At 71.2% G+C, this 1,711-nt stretch carries 2 protein-coding genes; one reads left to right on the forward strand and one right to left on the reverse strand.

The genetic code is table 11. The features are described from left to right. A partial coding sequence (locus D8M34_RS17795) for a hypothetical protein (protein ID WP_202976279.1) occupies nt 1–322 on the reverse strand: 322 nt, incomplete at its 3' end. A gap of 188 nt (nt 323–510) precedes the next feature. Here D8M34_RS17795 and D8M34_RS17800 point away from each other — a divergent pair. Beyond that, nucleotides 511–1,545, forward strand: a complete 1,035-nt coding sequence (locus D8M34_RS17800; protein ID WP_161973089.1) for a site-specific integrase — start codon at nt 511–513, stop codon at nt 1,543–1,545. The last annotated feature ends 166 nt before the right edge of the window (nt 1,546–1,711 follow it).

The following is a 1,711-nucleotide window of genomic DNA, read 5'->3' on the forward strand; positions in this document are numbered from 1 at the left end:
CGTCGATCGTGTCGATCAGCTCGAACTTCACGGCCTCGTCGACCAGCATGCCCTCGATCCTCTGCATGGCGGTGACACCCTCGGGCCTCAGACCGTGCTCTCGGGCAGTCTCCACCTTGTGTCGGAACTGCTGGGCCTGGGCGTCGCCTTCATCCGCCAGGCGGACCAGCTTCCCGATGATGTCGGCGCCCACTGCCGACCAGGTCGCGGCGATGCAGGACCGGATCGCACCGGCGTTGTAGCAACGCCCCGCCTCCTGTGCGAGGGGACGGACGTCGGGGCTCCACACCTGCGCGATCAGCGTCTCCAGATCAGATGCCACCAGCGACTCCATCCCATGATCAGTTCAGCGCCAAGGAGCCGGTGTCCGTCCGGCGTTCGCACCGTCTGTCGTACAGACCGCTCCGAGCGTGACAATGGCCAGATCACATGACCTCTCCCCCAGTGGTCCGCCGCTGTCGCGGCGCGGGTCCCCAACGAGGTCGGCCCGGCTCGCTACCGTTGCTGATCGTGTCCGATCACCAGCACCGCGAGCCCACCGCCGCGGTCGCGGTCGCCGGGCTGGTGCCCGTCACCGACCTCGACGGCGGCCCGCTCTCGGCCGAGGAGGCCGCCTACGGCCAGGCCTCGAAGGCCGCCGCGACCATCGAGGCCTACCGCGCCGACTGGGACGAGTTCTGTGACTGGTGCGCCGGCGCACACCACGCGCCCACACCCGCCCCACCGGCCGCGGTCAGCGGATACCTGACCGCCCTGGCACGACCCGGAGCGAAGGTCTCCACCATGAGCCGGCGCATGGCCGCGATCCGGTTCTTCCACGCACTGCAGGACCTACCCGACCCGACCAGCCCGGCCCGGGTCACCACGGTCTGGGAGGGCATCCGCCACGTCCATGGCGCCCCACCCGACCAGGCCCCGCCGCTGATGCCCCCACAGCTATTCGACCTCGTCGCAGCCACCGCCACCACCCGCGACTTCCGCACCCGCCCATCCGAGCCCGACCTCGCCGGCGCCCGCGACCGCGCCCTGCTGCTGATCGGGTTCTTCTCCGCGCTGCGCTGCTCCGAACTCTGCGCGCCGACCGTCGACAACGTCCTGCCCCACGACCGCGGCCGGACCCTGGTCATCCCCTCGTCGAAGACCAACCAGCGCGGCGAACAGACCGAGCTCGGCGTCCTGCCCTACGCCGGCCACCCCGACGCCTGCCCCGTACGCGCCCTCGACGCCTGGCTCCAGCTCTCCGGGATCACCGAGGGCCCGCTGCTGCGCCGGGTCTCCACCGGCAACCGGCCGGCCCCCACCGGGCTTCACCGGGCCTCGGTCAACCGCCGCATCACCGAGCTCGCCGCCGCGGCCGGCCACGCCGAGCAGGGCTACTCCCCGCACTCCCTGCGAGCCGGGTTCGTGACCTGGGCACATCTGCGCGGTGCCTCCGACCGCGAGATCGCCGCCCAGACCCGACACCGCTCCCTGGCCTCGGTCGGCGGCTACGTCCGCGTGCAGACCGCATGGAGCGCGAACGCCGCCACCAACATGGGGCTGTAGCCCCTCAAGTAGGAAACGATGCGTCTGGTGCCACCACACGACAGCTCGGGACAGCGCAGCACTTTGCAGTTCATGCGCGGCGTCGCCAGTACATACTCCGTTGGGAGGTCTCAGCGTCCGAGCACCCTAAGGATCCATGCCGCGCCCCGGGGGCGGGCTGCCCACC

This window comes from Microbacterium sp. HSID17254, assembly GCF_003989315.1.
Lineage (GTDB): Bacteria > Actinomycetota > Actinomycetes > Actinomycetales > Microbacteriaceae > Microbacterium.